Annotated in this window: 12 protein-coding genes and 1 tRNA gene; 3 read left to right on the top strand and 10 right to left on the bottom strand. The window is 31.4% G+C overall.

The genetic code is table 11. The features are described 5' to 3' along the window. From HN894_14480 to HN894_14450, 7 genes are all read right to left on the bottom strand, one after another. Positions 1 to 2056, bottom strand: a 2056-nt coding sequence (locus tag HN894_14480; protein MBT7144529.1) for a hypothetical protein, incomplete at its 3' end; no start/stop codon positions are given. A gap of 286 nt (positions 2057 to 2342) precedes the next feature. Further along, positions 2343 to 4976, bottom strand: coding sequence for a carbohydrate binding family 9 domain-containing protein (locus HN894_14475; GenBank protein ID MBT7144528.1), 2634 nt, complete (start codon positions 4974 to 4976; stop codon positions 2343 to 2345). Positions 4977 to 5166: 190 nt separating this feature from the next. Then, complete coding sequence (locus tag HN894_14470; protein MBT7144527.1) at positions 5167 to 5766, bottom strand: DUF4294 domain-containing protein; 600 nt, start codon at positions 5764 to 5766, stop codon at positions 5167 to 5169. Positions 5767 to 5966: 200 nt separating this feature from the next. Further along, positions 5967 to 6779 carry a hypothetical protein gene (locus HN894_14465; protein MBT7144526.1) on the bottom strand — a complete coding sequence of 271 codons (813 nt, stop codon included), beginning with the start codon at positions 6777 to 6779 and terminating at the stop codon, positions 5967 to 5969. A 134-nt stretch (positions 6780 to 6913) separates the two neighbouring features. Beyond that, positions 6914 to 7978: an endolytic transglycosylase MltG gene (mltG, locus tag HN894_14460; GenBank protein ID MBT7144525.1), complete on the bottom strand. Its 1065-nt coding sequence runs from the start codon at positions 7976 to 7978 to the stop codon at positions 6914 to 6916. Positions 7979 to 8073: 95 nt separating this feature from the next. Next, positions 8074 to 8913: a hypothetical protein gene (locus HN894_14455; protein MBT7144524.1), complete on the bottom strand. Its 840-nt coding sequence runs from the start codon at positions 8911 to 8913 to the stop codon at positions 8074 to 8076. Positions 8914 to 8922: 9 nt separating this feature from the next. Continuing rightward, on the bottom strand, positions 8923 to 10206 hold the full coding sequence (locus tag HN894_14450) for an AAA family ATPase (protein ID MBT7144523.1): 1284 nt from the start codon (positions 10204 to 10206) through the stop codon (positions 8923 to 8925). A 223-nt stretch (positions 10207 to 10429) separates the two neighbouring features. On the opposite strand from HN894_14450, the gene HN894_14445 reads away from it, so the two are divergent. Continuing rightward, positions 10430 to 10633, top strand: coding sequence for a PspC domain-containing protein (locus tag HN894_14445; protein MBT7144522.1), 204 nt, complete (start codon positions 10430 to 10432; stop codon positions 10631 to 10633). Between the two features lie 238 nt (positions 10634 to 10871). On the opposite strand, the gene HN894_14440 is transcribed toward HN894_14445, so the two are convergent. Further along, positions 10872 to 12089 carry an alanine dehydrogenase gene (locus tag HN894_14440; GenBank protein MBT7144521.1) on the bottom strand — a complete coding sequence of 406 codons (1218 nt, stop codon included), beginning with the start codon at positions 12087 to 12089 and terminating at the stop codon, positions 10872 to 10874. Positions 12090 to 12299: 210 nt separating this feature from the next. Here HN894_14440 and HN894_14435 point away from each other — a divergent pair, with 210 nt between their 5' ends. Continuing rightward, positions 12300 to 12707, top strand: coding sequence for a diacylglycerol kinase family protein (locus HN894_14435; protein ID MBT7144520.1), 408 nt, complete (start codon positions 12300 to 12302; stop codon positions 12705 to 12707). Positions 12708 to 12838: 131 nt separating this feature from the next. Then, positions 12839 to 12912 (top strand) — tRNA-Asp (locus HN894_14430). A gap of 225 nt (positions 12913 to 13137) precedes the next feature. Here the strand turns inward: HN894_14430 and HN894_14425 are convergent. Together HN894_14425 and HN894_14420 are read right to left on the bottom strand one after the other, a co-directional pair. Continuing rightward, entirely contained in the window at positions 13138 to 13380 is a 243-nt protein-coding gene (locus HN894_14425; protein MBT7144519.1) for a hypothetical protein, read from the bottom strand. 123 nt (positions 13381 to 13503) lie between these two features. Further along, positions 13504 to 13866 carry a hypothetical protein gene (locus HN894_14420; GenBank protein ID MBT7144518.1) on the bottom strand — a complete coding sequence of 121 codons (363 nt, stop codon included), beginning with the start codon at positions 13864 to 13866 and terminating at the stop codon, positions 13504 to 13506. Positions 13867 to 15266 lie beyond the last annotated feature (1400 nt).

Genomic DNA, 15266 nt, shown 5'->3' with positions numbered 1-15266 from the left:
TAGATTCGGTGGTTTCATATCCATCGGGAAAAATATTTCCGGGATATCTGATAACTGCACATTGCCCGTTTGTTTGCGATATAATGTTTTGAAAATTTTGCTCTAAATTACAACAATCGTAACATGCACTTGAGCCTGAAGTAAAATGTTCGAGCAAAGGAAGTCGTTTATAATAAGGCTCAAAAATATTGATAGTATCTATCGTATAGCACAAATTAGCATCCGTTATAGTTACAGAATATTGACCAATTGGCAAATTAGATAAATCCTGAATAGTATCGCCGGTATTCCACAAATACGAATACGGCGATGTTGCACCGTTCACCAATAAATAAATAGCACCGTCTGATGCTCCTATAGCCGATGCATCTGTAGCAACGAACGACAAATCAAATTCGTCTGGTTGTGTAATAATCACAGAATCAGTAATCAAATCATTGTTTGCGTCAGTAATACTAACAAAATAGGTTCCTGCTACGAGGTTAGAAATATCCTCTGTAGTTTCGCCGTTGCTCCAAACATAAGAATAAGGCGAAACACCATTATAAACAGAAATATCGATTGCTGCATCGGAATCGCCGAAACACGAAACATTCGTATTTGTACGTAATGCTGTAAAGGATTGGATTAGTTTGAGAACGTAATTTGGATGAGAAGAATTGGCTACTTCCAAATTATAAATGCCGGGACCCGGGTCAAAATCAACAATTTCATAAAATCCTCCTGTAGAATAAATATTTGCAGATTTATCAAGTGCAATGGAATTGCCAACTTCAGTCATATTACTACCTATGTTCCTTGCCCATACAAAGTTTCCCGAAGAATCAAGTTTGGAAATGAAGATGTCATAAGTACCATTTGAAACAAGATTATATACTCCCAAACCCGGATCGAAATCGACAGTTCCATTAAAATAGCCTGTAGTATATACATTACAGGCTGAATCAAGAGCCAATGAATAACCTAAGTCTAATGATGTACTACCCATAGATTTAGCCCAAATAAAATTGCCTGAAGAATTAAATTTAGAAATAAATATATCATCGGTCCCATTAGAAACAAGATTATTAATTCCCGGGCCGGGATCAAAATCAATAGTTCCGTCAAAAACACCTGTAAAATATATATTTTCACTATCATCAATAGCTACAGAAAACACACCTTCTCCATCACCATCCCCGATTCTTTTTGCCCAAACAAAATTGCATGAAGTATCGTATTTCGCAATAAAAATATCAGAATTAGCTTCCGAAATTAGATCATACACACCGGGACCAGGATCAAAATCGATAGTATCATTGAAATAACCACCTGCATAAAAATTATTATTGTTAGAAACTGCAAGTGAATTACACCTGCTCGATTCACTTCCATCAAGTTTTTTTGCCCAAACAAAATCTCCTAATACATTCAATTTTAAGAAAAAAATATTTGTCCATGCATCAGCCGTTAGACTATATACAGCAGGACCCGGATCAAAATCGACAATTCCCATAAATGTTCCGGCAAGATAAACATTTGAATTATCATCAACTCTAAGGGATTTGATACTTGCATTATTACCCCATACTCCCAAGTATGAGTCAATCATTTTTGCCCAAATAAAATTGCCGTATGGATCAAGTTTTAAAATAAACTCAGCATGATAATAATCAGCCACTAAGTTATAAACTCCGGGGCCCGGGTCAAAATCCTGAGTTTCATTAAAATCTCCTGCAATATAGATGTTTCCATTAGAGTCTGTTACAATAGCAATGCCTTCATCTCCCCAGTTTCCACCAATACTTATAGCCCAAACAAAATTTCCAGAGGCATCTAATTTTAAGATGAAAATATCATCTTGTCCATTGGAAGAAAGATAATACACACCAGACCCCGGGTCAAAATCCACTGAATCTTCAAAGTATCCTGTATAATAGCTATTGCCTGCATCATCTACTACGAAAGAGTTTATTTCAATATTAAAAGCTTCTGCCCATACAAATACTGGTTCTTGGGCAAAGAGGTTTGTAGTAATGAAAAAAATGCTTAGAAAAGTGTAAATTTTTGTTTTCATAATATTATTGACTAAAAGATTTATAATAAATTATTCAGCTAAGGTAATAATTTAAAAGGCAAAATGCAATTTATTTATTTCTATTTTTTCGAATTGTATTTGTTATAATATTTGGATGATATGAAAAGACTTGACAGGTTTTCGAAACCTGTCAGGTCTGATTGAAACACGCCGCTGGTACAGGTTTACAATCCGTGTTAGTGGGACTAATTAACAATCTTCACACTAAGGGGGGATAAACCTGTATTCTTTACTTTTCTAAAATGTTCTGTTTTAATTCAAATTCCTAAAACCACTCCTCAGCCCGAAATCTATACGAGAGTTTTACAAGAAGGACATCGTATGGAGTAATCTCAAATAGTTCCTTAAAATCGTTTTTATAGTCAAATTTGCCATTAGTTTCGCTACCTGTTCTCGATTGCGACCACACAATAAATAAAACTGAACCGGGCGAATATTCCCATCTCAGTACTAAATTTGATCGAAACTGCCTAAAATTGAAATCCGGATTATCGAAAGTAAAATCGGAATTTCCATTCCCGTTTGCATCTATGCCGTAGATATTATCATCAATCATATACGATATTTGAGAATTATATATAAGATATCTTTCGTTTAATTTAGAGGCTTTAGGGTCGATTATGTTTTTGAAATTATCGTAAATACCACCTGTTATAAAAGGTGAGGTATAGTATTGTAATGAAAAATTTGGTGTAAAATTTATGTCAATTCTCGATGTTACTCTAAAAACTTTTTGGTCTAAATTTGCAAAAATGTATTGCTCCTCTTCTTCAAATGCTTCATTTGTTACATACTGAAGAAGCGAATTTTCTTCGTGATATGAAGAACTTACATTAATGGAAATATATTTGCTTGGGCGATAACTCAAACCAGCCCAGAACGAATTGTTTTTATAGTAGTTTTCTTCTCCCCTATTTATAGAATATCCTATTTCTGCACTTAATGGCTTAGTTTCATTTGTTTCTAAATTCAACCAGGTATCCCAACTCCCGGGCAATAAAATTGATGGACCTCCACGCAACATATCATTCGATATTGACTGTCCTTCGAAGTTGATTCCTGTACCCAACGACCATAGGTTTGTAAACACAGTCCTAAAGTTGAGACTCATTCCTTTATAAAGATTAGTACCTCCAAAATCCCAGCCTGCCCATTCATTTGCATTTATGTTCATTTTTCGGAATATCGAAAATGGTTTTTCGAACTCATAGCCTATCCATAAATAATGGAAAATCTTATCGCTTTGCCTTAGAAAGCCCACATCGTTTAATTCCAATTTGGGCGAGCGCCAAGCCAGACAAAAAGTATATCTTAATCCTGAATTCGCACTTTTCCCCATAAGGATAGTTCCGCCATGGCCTGACATGCTTGTTAAGCTCGAATCTACATTTAAGTAGTCTGCATCAGGCCTTTGCAAATATCTTATTGAGGAAAGTTGTTGTTCGAGAATTGCATCTTCTGATCCTTCGATTTTACTTACAACAAACTTTGTTGAGAAATAATATTTTTTGTCTTTCCAATATTGTCGAAAGTCTAAACCGGCTGTGTTTGCCGATTTCGACAATACATCAAAATCTTCTCCATCAAAATTTCTGTTGGTTGAAGTGAATATTCCTCCAATAACTGTGTTTCCTTTATTAATATCTTTCTGCAATCTGCCAATAAAATAACTCGTAAGCGGTTCAATAGTTTCAAAACGTCTTTCTCCATTATAGTCAATTTCGGCTTGTTCACGTCCTGTAATGGATTCAACAATACCAATCGACCAACCATTTTTGGTTTTTCCGGTAAGTTTGAAAGCTCCAATAATTTTAGTTCTTTCCGGAATTTTCACATATTCATCGTCCGACACATCGGGATAAGTAAGAGCTTGTTTTCCTATCCTTCTGGAATAGAATAGATTGTCGCGAGCCATTGGATGTCCACCGGGTGTAATCCTATAATCAGTAATATTTTTTCCTTCAATAAAAAAGGGTCTTTTTTCTGAAAAGTAACTTTCGAATGCAGAGAGGTTTAACTCCGAAGGATCTGCTTCAACCTGTCCGAAGTCGGGATTCACTGTAAAATCAAGAATTAAATCGTTAGTAATTCCTACTTTTCCATCTACACCTACATTATAAGAAAAATCATTTCCTGTAGAAAATGGGTTATCATCTTCTGTTTCATAAAATTCATTTTTTCCTAAAACAAATGGCGCTATTTCAATTTGCCTTTTAGGTTTTATATTTTCGATACCATGTAATTCTCCAAAATTAGAAACCCAACCAGACTCCTTATTATCAATATGTTGCCATAAAGATAGCTCATCGTTTCTATATATTTTTCTTATTACTTGCATACCCCACTTCTGTTTTTCCTTTTTTGCAAAACGAAGCTGACTTAGTGGAATTTTATATTCGGCATTCCAACCCTCAGCGTCAATACTTGTTTTTACGAACCAAATTGGGTCCCAACTTTCAGTAAAATCGTCTCCATCGCTGTTGAAGATACCGTCATTTTTTATACCGGAAGCTGTTACTATAAACGCAAATGCTGTTTTTTTGTCGAAATAGCTATCAAGTTGAATTCCAAGAAAATCGCCTCCCCAGCCATCTCGCCTTGTCAATTGTTTCTCTATTTTTTCGGGTTCGCTGTCGTATGCTTTTACTGCGAGATAAAGATTATTGTCGTCATAAAAAAGTTTGAATGCTGTGTTTTGGCTTGGCTTTTCGCTATTGTGAGGTTCAAATTGTGTAAAATTCTCTTCCCAATCAATAGTTTTCCAAATGGGATCGTCCAATAATCCATCGATAATTGGTGGAGAATTTTCAATTCTATGAGTAGTATAAATTTTATTTTGGGCAAATAAAAGCTGAATACTCGAAAATATGAAAAAAATTAGGGTTAAATAATTTTTCATTGTGGGTAATTAGTGATTTTTTTGTGAATAGTTTTCGTAACAAACTTTAGGGAACTTCTAAAAATGCAAATTTCTTACGCCTTGAAATTTACTATTTTTAGAAATCCCCTTTATAAGTATTAATTTTACAAATAAGTTTATATTTCAAATAATTAGACCTTTAAGACAAAATTTCAAATAATCTTCAAATTTATAAAAATCCATTATCAATTTGATAAATTATTTCTTCAATTAATCTGTCATCATTTTCGGCATCGTATTCCGATTTTAGGTTAGAGCCAAAGAGCAATGCAACCGATTGCCAGAAAAAAGCAGAAAAACTTCCTCGCAATTGTTTAACTAATTCATAGGAAGTATTCCCGGTCTCCCTGTCGATGAGCTTAATAAGTAATCTCCCTTCCGAAAAAGTTAGCTTTATTAGTTCGTCTTCAAATTCTGATCGCAGGCGTTTTTCTGCCTGTTTTATGAATACCTTTTTTTCTCGTTCGCTTTCAATTTTTTCTAAGTTATTATTGATGTCAGTAAGCCACTGGTTGGCTGTTTTGGCATATGGATAGACTTTCTTAATTTTTTTTACGAGTTTTCTATATCGTTTATAATCTCTCTTTTTTTCAAAAATTCTTGGTGCATAAACTACTACTTCTTCAAGATCTTTATGTGGCATTGAATCGGCAAGATAAATTATTTTATTACTGAAAATACTATCAAGTTTTGCCGAGTAGTCTTGTCCCCATAGGTAACTTACTGCATTCGAACATATTAATAATACAACAAAAACCTTTTTTAGCATTTTAAATAAATATAATTCTGTTTATTTATACGAGCAATAGTGCTATTTATTTTTAAGAAAAAACACTTTGTAAAATTCTACCGGAAATTAATGGGAAGATTATGAATTAAAAAAATCAGCATAATTTTTCACTTTGTGCAAATAATTGAGATATTCACAAAAAGCCAAAATCAGATAGAATTATATCAAAAAATGCTTTTCTACCCTTGACCCACCTGACCTGTTGCATGGTCAAGTTCCGAACCAAACATGCTATGAGGAATACAATATATAAGAAGTAGCATAATTGCAGCAACGATAACTAAATATGGTTTGTCTTTTTTATAATTTGCTGCAATTGCAATAGTCCAAAAAACGAACCCAATAAGTGTTTTATTATCAGTTAAATCCCATCCGAAAGGAACACCCGTCCAAAACTCGTTGAAGGCAAATTTCTGAACAACGGGACCCAAAATCATTCCTCCAATAAGTAAAGCAATAAATGTCAATGTCGTATAAAATTTGTACTTATCAAATCTTGCAAATGCAAACAATCCTGCAACATTTGACAGGAACATTGCAATAAACATGAACAATACATGCGGAATTAAAGCCCAAGCCGGAACCTCACCTTTAAATCTAATTTTTAAAGGATTAGATTTTGAGATTTCGTAGCTGTTGCTTCCTTTATTCAAAACAATATAGTATTCCAATTTTCCTGCTGGAGGTTGATTGGGCAAACTTGTTTTTAGAAAATTGTTTTCTCTTGCCAAACTGGAGCTTAGCCATTCATCGTTTGAAGGATATTTTTTATAGAAGATTTGACCACTAATAGTTTTGTCACTTATTTCTATTTCAATAGGGCAATCGGCTGTTCCACCAAAACTTCTTGGCAATTTAAAGCTATATTCTATATTTTCAATTTGTTGCTTTATTCTTTTTGGATAAGTTGGGCCGGTTTTTCGTTGATAAAATACCGATGCAAGTGTAATTACTGCAGCCAGTATCCATAAAACATATTTTTTCGTCTTCATAAATTAAATTTTAAAAATGCAATGATATAAAAAACTTTAACAGGATTGTACAAATTTTCGTGAAATTACATTAATGAATTTTGACTGATTATTAAAGTCTAATCCTGTTTTTCAAAGTTTAAAACATAGAGTTCTCATTTATAAATTCTCTTTTTACCTAATTCTTTTTGATATTTGCGTGCATTGGAGTTATGCTGTCGTAAAGTTTTTGCAAAATTATGATAACCCGAAAAATCTTCTTTGGCACAAAAATAATAGTAAGTATGCTTTTCATAATTCAACACAGCATCGATTGAAGAAATTGAAGGAATATTTATTGGTCCCGGTGGCAATCCGCTATTTGTGTATGTATTATAATCAGATTCTACTTTTAGATGCCGTTTCAAAATTCTTTTTATTGAAAAATCTTTTAGTGCAAATTTTATGGTTGGGTCTGCCTGCAAACGCATTCTCTTTTTAAGTCGGTTTACATAAACTCCTGCAACTCTTGATTTTTCATCATTTTTTATGGTCTCTTCTTCAACAATGGAAGCCAGTGTACTAACTTCAGATTGCGACAAGCTCATATTTTTTGCTTTCTGCTTTCTATAATAATTCCAGAATTTTTTATACTCTTTTGCCATTCTTTCAACGAAATTGGCTACCGAGATATTCCAGTAAATCTCATATGTATTGGGGATAAACAGACTTACAATTGTTGCATTATTAAAACCATATTTTGAAATATTCTCCTTTTTGCTTAAGAACTTTATTATTTCTATAGAATCAGCTTCAATTTGTTCCGAAATCCTTCCCGAAAACTGCTCAAGTGTTCGAATATTATTAAATATCAACTTAATAGGCTCCTGAACACCGCTCCTAAGGATATTAATCAATTCATCGTTGCTAATATTATTTGCAATTTTATACCTACCAGGATAAATATGACTTTTATAGTTTTTTTTCTCAACCATCCACTCGAAAGACTCGATATCAATTATTATGTTTTTCGATTTTAAAGTTTGGAGAACATCTTCGTAATTCGAAGCTGTTTTAATATATAAATATTCAAACTTTTTATTAATAGAAACATTAGGCATATTTATTGAATCATAATACTTTTGAACCCAAAAATATGCTATGCCGATTAAAATAATTATTATAAAACTAATTATCCAATTTCTGTAATTCTGTCTTTTGTTTTTCTCCGATTTTTTCATAAAACTCGAAACTGATTGATTTATTTATAAATCACATTTGCTAAGAAATATGATTTTAGTAACCTTAGATAAAACGTATTTATTATATTGGTATTTTATTCAACAGACAATTCTGGGAAATTTGAACGAACCATTCCCGCAAATTTACTTTGATTTTGTGCTGCATTTTGAAATAAGCCTTTTGCGGTAGAAATCATTTTATAGGTTTCATCATAACTTTTATTAAAAGTCATCATTGCACTATTCATTTTTTCTTGATTATTTAAATCAAAATGCTGAAAAAATTCACAAGTTTTAAGATAATTTAGATGTTCAAGCCTTTCGTTATTCAGTTCTGGTCTGTCTAAACCATAGATGCTGATAGATTTTATGGCTTTTGAACTATTATTTATTGCTACCGGAATGTGCTGATTAAATCTAATATACTCCTCCGGATTTTCGCAAATTGGATTTATTAATTTGTATTCCTCATATGGAAGATTTACTGCCTCATTATGATTTTTAACTCTGATATTTTCATCAAATAGAGGAAATTCGTTTTTTTTATATGTTCTATTACACTTTTCGCAAGAAAACAAAAGATTATGCCAATCATAGGCAAGCCAATAATATCCGGGATAAATCAATTTTCGTCCTTTTTTGAATGCCTTTTTAGGTCTGAAATGTTCTACATCACCATATGAAGTTGCAGTAAATTTAGCTTCGCAAAAACAGCATTTTTCTTTCTGATCTGCAATTAATTGTAGCTTTACTGTTGTTTTACCATAGATTTTATTTTTAATAGCAAGTTTTTTTAATTTTTTATTGCTGAAATTTGGTCTTGATGTATAGGCTAAGGGGTTTGAGTCAAATTCTTGACATATTCTCTTATTGTCCTCAATTCCATCTTGTAACAAAATTTGTGGAATATTATTGCTTTTGTCTATACTTATCATAACAGAAAATTATTTATTTTTTGCAATTTCGCTTGCAAATTTTCTAAGCAATTCAAATCCCTCTAATTCGTTTTGATTATTACCTATTGGTAAATTTTCAACAAATTCAGTAAGTGAATGTAGTTTTTTTCGTTCCTTTTCAGTCAAATTGCTTTTTCTTAACAATTTAGAGTGACTATCTACTTTCTTTTGAACAGATGGTTTATAAATATCTCTTAATTCAAATAAGTCGCTTAATAATATTTGGTCAATTCGCCAATTATCAATATCAACAAAATTTTGAACTGCATTTACTGAATTCCCTTTATTTTTTAACAAAATAATATTAGCATTATCAATTGATTGTAAAATTAGTGGACTGTGAGTTGTAACAATGAATTGCGTTTTTTGAAAAGTATTTTTTAAAAATTTGATGACTTTTTTTTGTAATGCAGGATGAATATGTAAATCTATTTCATCAACAAGACAAATTGCCGGTTCAGCGAGTGGATTATCACTTTCAGGATATTTTTCAAGCATGCCTTTTGCAAAATCAATAATCCAAGATAACAGAGTTTTATAGCCTAAGCTCAATTCATGTAGTCGTACCCAACCAAACTGAGTTTTAAATAGAATTTGAGGGGAATTTTCTACGTCCGTTTTTATGTCTGTAACTTCACCTTGCAACAATAGTTTTACTATTTCAAAGACTTTTTCTTTATAGGTGTTGAATTTTGTGTTTTTTTCTGCCTTTAATTCTACTTGCAGTAGCCATTCTTCTGTATTCATTAAAGGTACATTATCTTCAAATAAAGTTTGTGCTGGGAAATCTTTGCCAGATGACATACCTTTTCTTCCAATATGTCTGGATGCACCATAAGCAAAAAGTAAATAATCCTTTTCAAACTCAGAGTTAATTCGTTTATTGATTTTTGCATTTTTTGTTAGAACTGCTTGAATATCTTTATGCTTTTCACCTAATGTCAAGTTCAAAGTTAAAGATTCCTTTTCTGTTTCGGCATAAAGAAAGTCTGTAACAATTTTTGTTTGTTTTTTGGCACCACTTTCTTGTTCTGAACTAAACCTTTCAAAAGTGTTTAAATTAATATTATATATCCAACTAGGATTACCCCAAGGCTTTATAAGAGGTAAAGATAGTGCTTTTAGTATTGTCGTTTTTCCAATACCGTTGTCACCGATAATAATATTCCATAAAAAAGGTTTATCATTTTTATCACAAAAATTGATATTCTGTTTTTTTCCAAATGTTCTTACATTTTCAATTAGAATATTTGTATAATAAAGTGAATTCATAAAAAGTAATTTTAAATTCAGACATTTCTAAAAATTAATTTAAACAATACATTAAATCATCAAAATTAGTCTAAATTAATTCTTCATCAAATACTTATTGTTTTAATAATAATTAAATCATAGTTATATGTTATAGATACATATATCAACGTAATCATATTATTAAGAATTATTGTACTAAATTGTTTTTAACTTAGTATTTTTGCATAAAAAATTATATCTAATGAGTACATATAGAAAATTAATAAGGTCGAATAATAGAATCATAGGTGGAGTTTGTGGAGGAATTGCAAATTATTTGAAAATAGATCCTACAATAATCAGAATAGTTTATATTGTTTTATCAATTATTAGTATCGCTTTTCCGGGCATAATTGTATATATTTTGCTTTGGATATTAATGCCTGATGAAGATGATATTTTCTAAAAAAAACATGCATAATAAATTTCGAATTACACAATAAGGGACTTCTAAAAATAGCAAATTTCAAGGCGTGAGAAATTTCAAAACCGCAGTTTACTATTGTAAATGAGGATTTTAAAATATCGAAACAACGAAGAAATTTGCATTTTTAGAAGTCGCCAATATTAAATGCTGTTTATTCAGCTATTAGAAATATTAATAAATTAATTTGATTCTCAACTTTATTAACTTATAAAACTCTCTATTCTTTACCGGCAGCAAAATCGGAAAGATAAGAATACTTTTCTGCAAGTTCACCATTTTTCACAATCGTTGCTCTGTCGGCAATTCCTTCAATATCACCATTAATGAATGCCGGGAAAACTTTTTCTATCAATCCTTCAGAAAAATCTACAGAAGCATTTCTGGGAGCCTCGCCGGGCAAATTATCTACTGCCATAACACAAATATTTTTCTTGTTGAAAGGATCGTCTTCCTTTTCCGAGAAAGTATTGTATCCATAAAAAGGTTCTGCAATTGTTGACGATCTAATTGTTGAAGGAATTGGGCCATCTATATCGCAACTTACATCGGCAATTACACCAATTTTGAAATCATCGGCACGCATATCATCTTTTGTCATAAAAACAGGTGATTTTTCGTCCCAAAAATGACATGCAATAAACATATCTGTTACCTTTGTATATGGCAAAAATGTGGATTCATATTCACTTGGATTTCTGAAAAAGTGTTCCAAATCAAAAGGTTCGCCGTTTTTTCTTTTTGTATAATTCCATGGATCAATCTGACAAAAAACTGCTTCATCGTAAGTTTTAGAGAGAAAATCCTGAGGTGTAACCTTTTTCAAGTTTAGTGGCTCTATAGTCTCCATTGCACCTTGAGCAACTCTTCCGCCACCTGTTATCAAAATCTTTATTGCTGGAAGTTTTACCTTATTCAGTTCAGCAAAAAAATCATCCATATCGTAGCATTCATGAGCACGCTTCATTTTGAACAGCCCCGAACGAAGCCCATAAGCAACCAAACCATTGTATGCACCTACGATTCCAGCCCATCTGCCAAATGCAACAAGACGAAAATTGTTTTTATCTGTCAAATATTCGTGGTCTAACAATGTAATTTTTTTTGCTATGATTTCTTGTAAAAGCTTCCTGTTATATGGCTGCTTTTTAGCTGTATGCGAAAAAAACAAATATTGCTTATTCGGAATAAGAGCCGGAATATCAACTTCTTTCACGCCTGCCAACAAATCGCACTGGCTAAGGTCGTCGCTAAGAGTTAAACCGAGGTCTGAATATTCCTTATCATCGTAACATCTTAGCTCGCTTGGTTGAATTATTAGTTCAAATTTGGGATACTTTTTCAGAAGTTCAACCGCCTGCTTTGGCGGCAATACTACTCTTTTATCCGGTGGATTTTTGGTTTCTTTTAAAACACCAATCTTAAATTTTTCTTTCATAATCATAATATTTTTTTTTTGCGAAAATAGTAATTCCAAAATATTTAATGAATTTTCATATGCATTTTTTGCACAAAAAATGTAATTATTAATATGAGTCTTTTCCTGAAAACGAAATATGATGACAAGTTAATTTATTTTATGTCAATTGAAATTCTCCAAATAGATGTAATTTTGTCCTCAAACTTTAATGAAATAAATTTATCACATATGGTTTCAAAAAAAAATACAACACCATTTTCCTTGAAAAAGAGAGCAACAAGTTTTAAATATGCTGCCAAAGGATTTAAATACATAATAAAGCATGAACACAACTTTCGCATACATCTTGTTTTAATGACAGTTGCAATTGTTCTATCCATAGTTTTAAAAATTGAAAGAACTGAATGGCTAATTATTTTACTCACAATTGCAATTGTTTTGATTACAGAAATTATTAATTCTGCTATTGAAGTAATTGTAGATTTAGTTTCTCCCAACTTCAACGAAAAAGCCGGGATCGCAAAAGATTTGGCTGCATCAGCCGTTTTGCTTGCTTCAATAATAGCTGCTTTTATTGGATTCTTCATATTTTTTCCAAAAATATTAGCTTTCTGTAAATTATTCTTTCAAAGTTAATTTGTTTTAATTTCTGAAAATGAACACATTAATAAAACCAATTTTCTATTTTTAAAAATAAAATCATTTTTTTTCATTTTTATATTGCATAAAGAAAAACTTCATTTATCTTTGCACCGCGAAAGCAAAACGGTCTGGTAGTTCAGTTGGTTAGAATACGTGCCTGTCACGCACGGGGTCGCGAGTTCGAGTCTCGTCCAGACCGCTTTTTTAAAATAGAAACCCTTATAAATCAATGATTTGTAAGGGTTTTTTATTTTGTAGGGTACGAATAAGGGTACAAATAAACTTATTTTGCTTATTTGAATTTATGATTTTACATAGTTGCAAAAAAAATCAAGAATTTCCCAACTCTCAATTTTGTCTATTTCCATATTACATTCAATGGTAATTCTGATAAACTAAATATTCCAAAATACATCTATGAAAATTACTGAGTAAAACTTTTTCTCATATTTTTAATTCTTTTTTTTCCGCCATCTTTCAATTTCGTTTTTATCAGATCAGTTTTATAAATAATATAATTCTTGTATCGTACCGGAAATTCCTTTTTTCTTGATAAGGTATGCCAATTTATATTATCGAAATGTCTGCACATTTCTGCAATATTTCCATAGGCTGTGCAGACTTCTGTATTTTTATCGAATACTACTATTATTTTTCGTTTTTTCATTTCTCTATTTTCTAATTCCATCAAATTATATGGTAAGACCAAATAAGATTGGTCTTTATATAGTGGTGCAAAAAGAAGTTTTTTAATACTCCTTTTCGCTTTTTAATATTAAATTTTAAGCTTTTATATTATTTGTTTTGTTTGCTCAATTTTTGTTGAGCCGAAAAACTCTCGCATTTCATTAAAAGTTACATCATTCTTTGATTTTCTAAAATTGCCTTCATGCCAATACCATTTGTAACGTTTCCTATTCCATTTGAAATCTTCTTCTTTCAAAATTTCTTTGTGTTCAAAAGTGTTTCCATCCAACCACAACCAACAGCCAACAATTTCGATATTAACACCAGACAAAACAATTATTGAATTTATTTTTTCTCTTAATAATTCAGAGATTTCATATTCAGTTTGTTTCCTTTCAGGGTCAAAGTTTGAGTTTTCAATAAAATTCTTTGATATATAATCATATTCATTTATTATTGCTTGCATTATTGCAGTATCACCACCTAAATCAGGATGATATTTTTTTGCTAATTCTCAATATTTTGTCCTGACTTCATTCAAGCTTTTGCAGCTTGCAAAATAATTTAGTTTCATAAATTAAAATTTTCTTTTCAATAAAAACCATTTTCAAGATGTCAATGAACACATAAAGCGAAATTTCTATTTCTGAAATCTGCTTGAAAAACTAATCTAATTTGTTAAATACTAATTAGTTATATGCAAATTGTTTGCCAAAGTTGTGATATTAAGCCATTATATTTGCTTTATTTTGTAGTTTTTTCACTCAATACAGGATTCATACACCAAAGCACACAGAGCTACATACCACACCACACAGACTAACACACAGACCAACAATGAAAATATAACTGCTTGAATTACTGTTGTTTATAATGTCTTCTGTCGCTTACTTGCAGCCAGTTTAAGGATTTTTTGCACCCAATGTCATATATCACAGATAAAAACAAAGGGTTTGTAAATAAATAAAGGATTCAAGTTGCACGTCCCGATACATCGGGATTGTTCATTTTTAAGGCATAAAAGTTGCGAATAGCCACAGTTTATTTAACACCTTTATAATGAAGAAAATGGACAAAAGAACAAGTACAAATGGATAGTTTATTTATTTACAAACCCAAAGTACTATGTACGAAGTTCTTAGGGCGAGCGTGGACGGGTGCATTGATATACATTTTTGCCTGAAGGAATTTTTGCAGGGTCTAAGTGCTGATTATTAACACTTTAACGTTTTTGTACTTTTCCATACTCTTCTGGGATGCCATTTTTTGCTGCTTAGAAGCCAATTTTTAGTACTAACTTCTCAATTTTCTATGGAAAAAGACGATTATTAAGTTAAAATACTCTGTGCAAAGGCATATTTCTTCGACTCAGATTTTAAATAAAAATCTGAGCTTATTAGGTATTTTTTTTATTCGAACAGATTTATTCTGAAATCTGTGAACAAAAACCCAAAAACTGAGCTGTATATTTTGTTCAATGTTCATTCAGATATTTTGGTCTGTATGAATAAGTACTTTTCAATTTATTTTATTTGAATTATTTATATTCCTATCTAAATTCAAAATTTTCAGGAATATTCAACAGAAATTATCTAACAAAACAAGAAAAACACAATGGATTCGTATAGTGCTGATATACAAGTGCATGTAGCATGTTGTCTCGTTTGTTAATAGCTCATCTAAGTGCAGTTTGTTTTGAACGTCATATATCGTCATTATAAAAAAATGGCATTGTTAACAAAGTATACTTAATTGATTATTCCATTTCAACATGAGCATCATTACAGCTTGTTTCAACATTTCTAACTTTTTAGTATAGCACTTGCTTTTTCTTCTCATTCTTGCTAAGAAGTGCCTGAATAAACT

This window comes from Bacteroidota bacterium, assembly GCA_018692315.1.
Classification (GTDB): Bacteria; Bacteroidota; Bacteroidia; order Bacteroidales; family JABHKC01; genus JABHKC01.
Note: the sequence above shows the minus strand (reverse complement) of the source record. Positions and strands in the feature narration are given on the sequence as shown.

Bases quoted from the DNA above. Each gene is read 5' to 3' on its own strand.
- HN894_14475 (MBT7144528.1), bottom strand. From the start codon at position 4,976: ATGAAAAATTATTTAACCCTAATTTTTTTCATATTTTCGAGTATTCAG.
- HN894_14470 (MBT7144527.1), bottom strand. From the start codon at position 5,766: ATGCTAAAAAAGGTTTTTGTTGTATTATTAATATGTTCGAATGCAGTA.
- HN894_14465 (MBT7144526.1), bottom strand. From the start codon at position 6,779: ATGAAGACGAAAAAATATGTTTTATGGATACTGGCTGCAGTAATTACA.
- mltG (MBT7144525.1), bottom strand. From the start codon at position 7,978: ATGAAAAAATCGGAGAAAAACAAAAGACAGAATTACAGAAATTGGATA.
- HN894_14455 (MBT7144524.1), bottom strand. From the start codon at position 8,913: ATGATAAGTATAGACAAAAGCAATAATATTCCACAAATTTTGTTACAA.
- HN894_14450 (MBT7144523.1), bottom strand. From the start codon at position 10,206: ATGAATTCACTTTATTATACAAATATTCTAATTGAAAATGTAAGAACA.
- HN894_14445 (MBT7144522.1), top strand. From the start codon at position 10,430: ATGAGTACATATAGAAAATTAATAAGGTCGAATAATAGAATCATAGGT.
- HN894_14440 (MBT7144521.1), bottom strand. From the start codon at position 12,089: ATGAAAGAAAAATTTAAGATTGGTGTTTTAAAAGAAACCAAAAATCCA.
- HN894_14435 (MBT7144520.1), top strand. From the start codon at position 12,300: ATGGTTTCAAAAAAAAATACAACACCATTTTCCTTGAAAAAGAGAGCA.
- HN894_14425 (MBT7144519.1), bottom strand. From the start codon at position 13,380: ATGAAAAAACGAAAAATAATAGTAGTATTCGATAAAAATACAGAAGTC.
- HN894_14420 (MBT7144518.1), bottom strand. From the start codon at position 13,866: ATGCAAGCAATAATAAATGAATATGATTATATATCAAAGAATTTTATT.